Source organism: Streptomyces sp. NPDC057654 (genome assembly GCF_042800135.1).
Classification (GTDB): Bacteria; Actinomycetota; Actinomycetes; order Streptomycetales; family Streptomycetaceae; genus Streptomyces.
Window position 1 is genome coordinate 1 of sequence record NZ_JBHVHQ010001340.1, and the last position, 1475, is coordinate 1475.

At 67.3% G+C, this 1475-nt stretch carries 2 protein-coding genes; one reads left to right on the forward strand and one right to left on the reverse strand.

What is annotated here, in order from left to right:
* Positions 1–2: 2 nt before the first annotated feature.
* Positions 3–128 (reverse strand): hypothetical protein, encoded by a 126-nt coding sequence (locus tag ACFU99_RS43405; protein ID WP_384404252.1) that lies wholly within the window; start codon positions 126–128, stop codon positions 3–5.
* Positions 129–388: 260 nt separating this feature from the next.
* On the opposite strand from ACFU99_RS43405, the gene ACFU99_RS43410 reads away from it, so the two are divergent.
* Positions 389–1399 (forward strand): chitinase, encoded by a 1011-nt coding sequence (locus ACFU99_RS43410; RefSeq protein WP_384404254.1) that lies wholly within the window; start codon positions 389–391, stop codon positions 1397–1399.
* The last annotated feature ends 76 nt before the right edge of the window (positions 1400–1475 follow it).

A 1475-nucleotide genomic window follows, 5' to 3' on the forward strand; every position in this document is an offset into this window, starting at 1 on the left:
GACTACTTTGGCTTGCGGTGGTCGCCACCGCCGGGCCGGGAGACGTCGGGGTGCTGGCTGTCCTTGTCTCGCGGGGAGGGCTCCTTCGGAGTCGGGATGGGGGCGGGCTTGTCGCCGTGACGTGCCATGCGCTTTCTCCTTGCTGGCGATTCCGGACGCGGAACGGTGCAGGCCGCCCGAGACCGGCGCGGAACAGTAAGACAGTTAAGACACAGCAAGACCGCCCGGACTAACCGTGCGTCATATGCCAGTCACGCACAGTACACACCCGTACAACTCCCCCGCAACTCCATGCGTTAGGAAACATTCCTAACCACCACTTGTCGCGAGCATGACCGCTCGCTAGCGTTCACGCACGCTCAACCCACCCCCCCCATGGAGGTTCGACGTGCATCGCAAGAGAATCGTCTCCGCACTCTCCGCGCTATCGGCAGCCGTCGTCGTCAGCGGCGGTCTCGCCGTCGGCGCCCACGCCGCTCCCACCCCGCAGGCCCCCCAGAAAGCCCCCATCACCGCCCCCAGCGGGCTCAACGGCCCCTACCTCTACCTCGGTTGGGGCAGTCCGCCGAAGGCGACGTCCGTCATGTCGGCGACCGGGATCAAGCAGTTCACCATGGCGTTCATGCTGTCCGACGGCGGGTGCAACCCGAAGTGGGACGGGAATCGGGCGCTGGCCGGCGGGGTCGATCAGTCGACTATCAATTCCATCCGGTCGGCGGGCGGCGATGTGACCGTGTCGTTCGGCGGGTGGAGCGGGAACAAGCTGGGGGAGAAGTGTTCTTCGGCGGGGGCGCTCGCCGGGGCGTATCAGAAGGTGATCGACGCCTATAAGTTGAAGTCGATCGACATCGACATCGAGAGCACGGAGGTCTCCAACGCCACCGTCCGCCAGCGCGTCGTCGACGCGCTGAAGACGACCCAGTCGAAGAACCCTGGGCTCAAGATCTACGTCACGTTCGGCACGACCACGACCGGGCCGACCGCCGACGGCAAGGACCTCGTCAAGCGCGGCGCGGCCGCGAAGCTCGACGCGGAGTGGGCCGTGATGCCGTTCGACTTCGGGCAGGGGAGCGTCGACATGGCCGCCGCCACGAAGTCGGCGGTGGACGGGCTGAAGAACACCGTCGCGAGCGAGTACAAGCTGTCCTCCGACGCCGCCTACCGCAAGGTCGGCTTCTCCTCGATGAACGGCCGCACCGACCAGGCCGGCGAGATCGTCTCGGTCGCCGACTTCAAGTCCATGGTGTCGTACGCGACGAGCCATCACCTCTCCCGTGTCTCCTTCTGGGCGCTCAACCGCGACCGCAAGTGCGGATCCGGCGGCGGCGGGGACGCGTGCAGCGGCATCGACCAGGGAACGTACGACTTCACCAAGGTGCTGGCCGGTTACAACGGCTGACGGCGCGGGGCGACAGCCCCGCCGGCGGCCGTGCGGTCACCGGGCAGCCCGCCGAGGCCAGTTGGAGGTCGAGCCG

Coding starts and splice junctions, on each gene's coding strand:
- ACFU99_RS43405 (WP_384404252.1), bottom strand. CDS start 128: ATGGCACGTCACGGCGACAAGCCCGCCCCCATCCCGACTCCGAAGGAG.